Annotated in this window: 6 protein-coding genes; 4 read left to right on the top strand and 2 right to left on the bottom strand. The window is 66.7% G+C overall.

All coding sequences use genetic code 11. The features are described 5' to 3' along the window. A partial coding sequence (locus VFG33_RS37135; protein ID WP_325057713.1) for an alpha/beta hydrolase family protein occupies positions 1-1134 on the top strand: 1134 nt, incomplete at its 5' end. Here VFG33_RS37135 and VFG33_RS37130 read toward each other — a convergent pair. Continuing rightward, complete coding sequence (locus tag VFG33_RS37130) at positions 1131-2222, bottom strand: hypothetical protein (RefSeq protein ID WP_325057712.1); 1092 nt, start codon at positions 2220-2222, stop codon at positions 1131-1133. The genes VFG33_RS37135 and VFG33_RS37130 overlap by 4 nt on opposite strands. Before the next feature lie 129 nt (positions 2223-2351). Between VFG33_RS37130 and VFG33_RS37125 the strand changes: the two genes are divergently transcribed. Genes VFG33_RS37125 through VFG33_RS37115 form a run of 3 tightly spaced genes read left to right on the top strand, consistent with a single transcriptional unit; the run spans position 2352 to position 5518 of the window. Beyond that, positions 2352-2801 (top strand): MarR family winged helix-turn-helix transcriptional regulator, encoded by a 450-nt coding sequence (locus tag VFG33_RS37125; protein WP_325057711.1) that lies wholly within the window; start codon positions 2352-2354, stop codon positions 2799-2801. Continuing rightward, entirely contained in the window at positions 2798-4075 is a 1278-nt protein-coding gene (locus tag VFG33_RS37120; protein ID WP_325057710.1) for an MFS transporter, read from the top strand. The genes VFG33_RS37125 and VFG33_RS37120 overlap by 4 nt, the downstream gene beginning before the upstream one ends. Before the next feature lie 36 nt (positions 4076-4111). Further along, on the top strand, positions 4112-5518 hold the full coding sequence (locus VFG33_RS37115) for a mycothione reductase (RefSeq protein WP_325057709.1): 1407 nt from the start codon (positions 4112-4114) through the stop codon (positions 5516-5518). Here VFG33_RS37115 and VFG33_RS37110 read toward each other — a convergent pair whose 3' ends face one another. Next, on the bottom strand, positions 5519-6994 hold the full coding sequence (locus VFG33_RS37110; RefSeq protein ID WP_325057708.1) for an LLM class flavin-dependent oxidoreductase: 1476 nt from the start codon (positions 6992-6994) through the stop codon (positions 5519-5521). Positions 6995-7284: the final 290 nt, after the last annotated feature.

Below are 7284 nucleotides of genomic sequence, written 5' to 3'. Positions count from 1 at the left end.
GACGGCCTGCAACTCCGCAACGTCCTGGAAGTGAAGGGCGAGTCGATCCTGTTCGAGGCAACCGACGAACCCACCGAGCGCCACCTCTGGCTCCACGACGAAGCCGGCCTACGCCGCCTAACCCAGACCCCAGGCACCCACACCGGCACCAGCGCGAACACTTCAACGGAGCACCAGCAAGAGAACGGCGCCCCACCCCGCAGCACGTCGAACACCGGGCTCGGCGTCACCTCGAACGCCGCGCCTCGCCTCACGTCGTCCACCGCGCTTCTTATCGCCTCGAATACCGAGGTTGGGAGGTCCTTCGTTGTCCACCGTGAGGGGCGTCCGGCTGCACCGATTGAGTCGCTCGGGGCAACGCCTGACTTCACTCCGCGCATCACCTGGCTGCGAGCTGGTGAGCGGGAGCTCCGCACCGCCTTGCTCCTGCCGTCCTGGCATAACCCGGGCGACGCTCTGCCCGTCCTGATGGCGCCGTACGGCGGGCCGGCGTTGCAACTCGCGATGAGGGTCAGCGGGTTCTGGTTCTTCAACGCGCAGTGGTACGCCGAGGCCGGGTTCGCCGTGGTGATCGCCGACGGCCGCGGTACGCCGGGACGTGGTCCCGCCTGGGAGAAGACGGTCCACCGCGACACGTTGACGGCTCCGCTCGAGGATCAGGTGGTCGCCTTGCACGCGGCCGCGGAGTACTGCGCTGATCTTGATCTGAGCCGGGTCGGGATCACCGGCTGGAGCTACGGAGGCACGCTCGCCGCGGCCGCAGTACTGCGGAGGCCGGATGTCTTCCATGCTGCTGTGTCCGGCGCGGCGCCCAGTGACCAGCGGTTGTACGACACCCATTGGCGCGAGCGATTCCTCGGTCATCCTGACGAGCACCCGGAGGACTACGAGCGGTCCTCGCCGATCAGCGACGCGGCCAAGCTCACCAGACCGCTCCTGCTCGTCCACGGCCTCGCCGACGACAATGTGGTCGCGGCGCACACTCTGCGGATGTCGGCCGCACTCCTGGCGGCCGGGCGACCCCACCAGGTCCTGCCACTGTCCGGCGCAACGCACATGCCAACAGACGTAGCCACAGCGGAGGGTCTGATGCGGCACCAGTTGCAGTTCCTGAAAGACGCGCTGAAGGCCTAAAGCTGCTCGGCGGGGAGTAGCCGGGTGCGGAGTTCGAGGTACTTCGCGCGGTCGGCGAACAGTTCGCGGAGTTCGTCGCTGACGTTGTCGAGGAAGTCGGTCCGGTACGTCGAGTCCGTCATCAGCGAGATCGAGTAGTACAGGCCGGTGAAGTTCGCTATGCCGACGGCAACCTTCACCAGGGCTGCGCTGATCAGCACCGGGTGCTTCAGCAGGGTGAACTCGTACGACCAGCTGCCCGGCTGGATTCCCCAGGAGTCGTAGATGTGCTGGCTGATCGCGATCATGCCGAAGGCGACGAAGAACAACCCGACCCCGGCGCTCACCACCAGCACCTGCATCCATTGGCGGGTGATCAGGCTGATGCTGAGGTTCAGTCGCTGGATCCGGCGCAGCGGCGGGCCGGAGCCGGCGTCCCGCTCGATCTGGTCCAGCTCCTTCGGCAGTCGCAGCATCAGGAAGAGGTCGCTGAGTAGGGCGAAGGCGATCGCCGAGAAGACGATGAACTCGACCGGCATGCCGGAGAACACCTGCCACATCTCGGTGTTCACGAACAGCACCAGGGAGAAGACGAGCAGCAGCGGAAGGGCCCGGACCAGGCTCGCCACGGAGTTCGCGAGCTCCGTGGCGAGCCGCCGGAGCCCCCAGAACGTCGTACCGATCAGGCCGTAGCCGACCACGACATAGACCAGGCCGACCAGGACCAGGTTGCCGAAGGCGATCCCCAAGAACTGCGTGAGCTGACCCTGCGTCACCAGCGGCAGCAACGCGGGCAGCAGCACGAACGCCGCCAGTTCGGGAATCCCGAAGCGGGTCGGCAGCGACCAGAACGGCCGGCCGCGCACCCTGTTCAGCACGCCGAAGCCGCCGATCAGTACGGCCAGCCCGCCGAACACCGCGAGCAGGTTGGCCCAGAACGGCCAGGTCAGCGAGGTGGCGCCGAGGATCTCCGCGAGGAACACCAGTGCGAGCAGTGGCGTGGCCCGGGTGAAGATGTCGTGCGTGGGCGAGAAGTCCTCGATGAACAACGGCAGCCCCGCCCGCCGGAACCGCTGCTCGTACCGGGCCAGCTCCGGAGGTGTCTCCATGGCAGCGGAGCCTAACCGCTCTCGGGTCCCAGCCACCTTCAAGGCAAGTTGAAGTAGCCATCCGTCCGGATAGTGGGGCTGACCGGTAAGGAATTTTTGTTAGCAAAGGTAATGAGTTAAGCTAACGATATGCCTACAGTCGTAGCCCAGCAGGTGAAGAGTGATGTCGGGCTCGCCAGTGCCCTGAGGTCTTCCACGCTGCGGTTGTCCCGGCAGATCCGCCGGCAACGGGTGGACAGTCACGACCTCACCGCGAACCAGCTCGGCGTGCTCGGTGCCCTGGGCAAACATGACGCGATGACGATCGGCGAGCTGGCCGCGCACGAGCAGGTCAAGCCGCCGTCGATGACGCGGATCGTGTCGAACATGGAGGAGGCGGGCCTGGTGGTCCGCCGTCCGCACCCGACCGACAAGCGCCAGATCGTGGTCGAGCTGACCGAGGCGGCGCACACGCTGCTGCACGCGAACCGCCGGCGCCGCGACGAGTGGCTGCAGAACAAACTCAAGAAACTCACCCCCGAGGAGCGCGACATCCTGCGCAAGGCAGCACCTGTTCTCGAACGCCTGGCGGCCACATGAGTCCGACCTTCCGCGCGTTCCACGTCCGAAACTTCCGTCTCTACGCCTCCGGCGCGATCATCTCGAACGTCGGCACCTGGATGCAGCGGGTCGCCCAGGACTGGCTGGTCCTGGAGCTGACCCACTCCGGTACGGCGCTCGGCATCGTGACCGGACTGCAGTTCCTCCCGGCGCTGCTGATCTCGCCGTACGCCGGCCTGATCGCGGACCGGTTCCCCAAGCGCCGGGTGCTGACGATCACCCAGTTCGCGATGGGTGCCGTGGCCCTGGTGCTCGGCACCCTGACCGTGGCAGGGGTCGTCGAGGCCTGGCACGTGTATGCCTTGGCCTTCGTGTTCGGCATCGGTACTGCGTTCGACGCGCCCACCCGGCAGTCGTTCGTGGTCGAGATGGTCGGCAAGGACGAGCTGTCCAACGCCGTCGGCCTGAACTCGGCGTCCTTCAACGCCGCCCGGCTGATCGGCCCCGGCCTGGCCGGGCTGCTGATCGCTTGGATCGGCACCGGCCCGGTGATCATGATCAACGGGTTCAGCTACGCGGCGGTGATCGTGTCGCTCTACCTGATGCGTCCGAGCGAACTGCACACCCCGAAGCCGGCCGGCCGGGAGAAGGGCATGATCCGGGACGGGATGCGCTACCTGTGGCGTCGGCCCGACCTGATGATGGTGCTGGTCGCGGTGTTCTTCGCGGGCGCCTTCGGGCTGAACTTCCAGATGACGTCCGCGCTGATGGCGACCCACACGTTCGGCAAGGGCGCGGGGGAGTACGGCATCCTCGGCTCGATCCTGGCGATCGGGTCCCTGGCCGGTGCGTTGCTGGCCGCTCGCCGGGTCCGGACCCGCGGCCGCCTGGTGATCGGTTCGGCGCTGGCCTTCGGTGTGATGGTGGTCATCAGCGGCGTGATGCCGTCGTACCTGAGCTACGCCCTGGTGCTCCCGCTGGTCGGGTTCGCCGCGCTGACCACGCTGACCGCGGCCAACGCGACCATGCAGCTCGGCATCGAGCCGACCATGCGGGGCCGGGTGATGGCGCTCTACATGACCGTCCTGATGGGTGGTACGCCGATCGGCTCGCCATTCATCGGCTGGGTCGGGCAGGAGTTCGGTGCCCGCTGGTCGCTGATCGTCGGCGGCGCGCTCACGGTGCTCGGCACGGTCGGCTCGGTGATCTACTTCTCCCGCCGCCAGGGCCTCACGATCCGGCCGCGACTGCTGCCCCGTCCTAGGCTGGAGATCCTGCCGCAGACCGAGTTGCTCGCCGACAAGGTCGCCTGACCGGTTGGTTGTTGTGGGTCACGGGCACAATGAGGTGTGACCCATTACGACTTGATCATCGTCGGCACCGGCTCCGGGAACACGGTTCTCACCCACGAGTTCGCGGATTGGAAGACGGCGATCGTCGAGCGAGGGACCTTCGGCGGGACCTGCCTGAACGTCGGCTGCATCCCGACCAAGATGTTTGTGCACACCGCGGACCTGGCGAGCGTGCCGTCCGACACCGCCCGGTTCGGGGTGGACGAGAAGCTCACCGGGGTGCGCTGGCCGGAGATCCGGGACCGCATCTTCGGGCGGATCGACCCGATCTCGGCGAGCGGTTCGGAGTACCGGCGGCATCATCCGAACAACGCGAACGTGACCGTGTACGACGGCACCGCGCGGTTCACTGCAGAGCGTGAGCTGACCGTCACTGCCCCCGACGGCGAGGCGCGGGTGCTGACCGCGAACAAGTTCGTGCTCGCCTCGGGCAGCCGGCCGATCATCCCGTTCATCCCGGGGCTCGAGGAGGTCGGCTACCACACCTCCGACACGATCATGCGGCTGGAGAACCTGCCGCGCCGCCTCGGCATCATCGGCAGTGGGTTCGTCGCCGCCGAGTTCGCGCACGTGTTCTCGTCCTTCGGGGTCGAGGTCACCGTGCTGGCACGATCCGGCCTGATGCTGCGGCACGAGGACACCGAGATCGCGACCCGCTTCACCGAACTCGCCGGCAAGCATTACGACGTCCGGCTGAACCACGACACCGTTCGCGCCGTACGCCGGTCCGATGGCGCCATCGCCCTGGAGACGCTGAGCCCGGGTGGTCCGGACGAGCTCGTGGTCGACGAGGTGCTGGTCGCGGTCGGGCGGAAGTCGAACTCGGATCTGCTGAACCCGCGCGCCACCGGGATCGAGGTGGAGGACGACGGCCGGGTCGTGGTGGACGAGTTCCAGGAGACCGCGGTCGAGGGGATCTACGCGCTCGGCGACCTGACCTCGCCATACCAGCTGAAGCATGTCGCGAACCACGAGGCCCGGGTGGTGAAGCACAACCTGCTGCACCCGGAGGACCCGGTCGAAGCGGACCACCGCTACGTGCCGCACGCGGTCTTCAGTTCGCCGCAGGTCGCGTCTGTCGGGCTGACCGAGGAGCAGGCGATCGAGGAGGGCGTCCGGTACGTCGTTGGCCGGGAGGACTACTCGTCGATCGCGTACGGCTGGGCGATGGAGGACACCACCGGGTTCGCGAAGATCCTGGCTGACCCGTTGACCGGGCAACTGCTCGGCTGCCACGTGATCGGCCCGCAGGCGGCGACCGTGATCCAGCCGGTGATCCAGGCGATGAGCTTCGGTCTTGACGCTCACACGATGGCGCGCGGCCAGTACTGGATCCACCCGGCAATGCCCGAGCTGATCGAGAACGCCCTGCTCGCCTTGGAGCTGAAGGACGGCAACGAATAGCTAGCGGAACGCCGAGATCACCTCGGCGAACGTGTCGAGCGGGGTGAGGTCGTCGTCGAGATCGGGCAGACTCAGCATCACCTCGCCCGCGCCCGCCTCAGCCAGCTCGCGGAACCTGCCGATCTGATCCTGGATCGTGCCGGCGTTGACTGAAGCGGCGTACCGGGCGGGGTCCTGGTTGCGCGGGCGGAGTCGGTCGACCTTCTCGGTCACGTCCTGATGGTCCTTGCCGACCAAGGTCGTGGACAGCTGCGTCAGGGTGATCGGTGGGCGATCGAAAACTTTTGCCTGCTGCTGAAGGAGTTCTGCCTTCTGTCTGACATTGGTGGCATCGCCGAAGACGTTGGCCGCATCTGCGTAGCGCGCCGCCAGTTTGAGAGTCCGTTCACCACTGCCGCCGACGAGAATCGGGAGCGGTTCCTGCAACGGGCGTGGGTAGCAGGTGGTGTCCGGTACGTCGAGAACCTTGCCGTGGAAGGGCTTGTTGCCCGGACCCCAGAGGGCTGGGAGCAACTGCAGGGCGTCTTCGAGTACGGCGTACCGGTTGCTGACGGAAGGGAAATCCCAGCCATAGGCCTTGTGTTCCGCCTCGAACCAGGCAAGGCCGAGTCCGCAGACCGCGCGACCGCCGCTGAGTACATCGAGTGTCGCGGCGATCTTCCCGAGGTGTGCGACGTTGCGATAGGTGATGCCGGTAACGAGCGTCCCGATCCGGACCCGCTCGGTGCAGGCCGCGAGATACCCGAGCGTGGTCCAGCTCTCCAGGAAGTCGTCCCACGCGCGCCCGACCTGCGGAATCTGCCGGAAATGGTCCATCACATAGACGCTGTCGAAGCCCGCCGCCTCGGCCCTGGTCGCGAGCTGACGGATCCACTCGCCGGTCGTCTTCCGTCCGCCCTTGTGGGTGTAGCTGCTCAACTGCAGCCCGAACTTCAGCCCAGTCGGTGCCTCCTCCTGCCGCCGCGCGGCCAGATCAGCCCCGACAAACGCCTCCGGTACTACGCGGATCGCGCCGGGCGTAAGTATTTCGTCGTACCCCTCCTGGGGGAGCTCCTTCTTCACCGCAGTCCAGGTCTTCAGCTGATTCGTCAGCACGTCAGCGGGGATTCGCTTGACCCGCTCCCGATTGCGCCGCCGACACTCGGCGGCGGGGGTGTCGAAGGCCACGGCCACACAGGGCAACCCATGCTCCTTGGCCAACGCAAGCCAGCCCCGCCGCCGCTCCCCATCCAGCCCGAGCGTGTCGATCACCGTAGTCAGCCGCCTACCGACCCGCTGCCGCACGACTTCCTCGAGCAACCTGAACGCATCGGCACTAGCCGCCAGATCGTCCTCCCCAGCTCCCACCAAGGCCCGCAATCGATCACTCGACACGATCAAGTCCGCCTGGAACCGCTCCGCCGCCCAGCTCGATTTCCCTGCCGCCCCTGGCCCGACCAGAATCACCACACACGGCGAAGGCAGATTCCGCTCCATGCCTGCAGTCTGCCGGAACATCCGCACTTGTCCAGCACACGCCGTACGACGTCTGATCGCAATCGCAAGTAGGTGCTCCAGGCAACTGTTTGGCGGATGTGGTTGCGCGGGTGCATTGGTGATGTGGTTGCGCCGGTGCGTAGAGGGACTGTGGTTGCGCGGTCTCCGCTGCGTGATGGTGCTAGCCGAGGTGGTGGGTGTCAAGGGCGCTTCGCGGCCCTTCGGGCTCGAAACAAGTTTCGACCCTTGACACCCACCACCTCGGCCAGGGAAGGACGCAGCTACGCGGA

Source organism: Kribbella sp. (assembly GCF_035687465.1).
GTDB lineage: Bacteria > Actinomycetota > Actinomycetes > Propionibacteriales > Kribbellaceae > Kribbella.
This window is presented reverse-complemented; position numbering and strand designations above follow the sequence as displayed.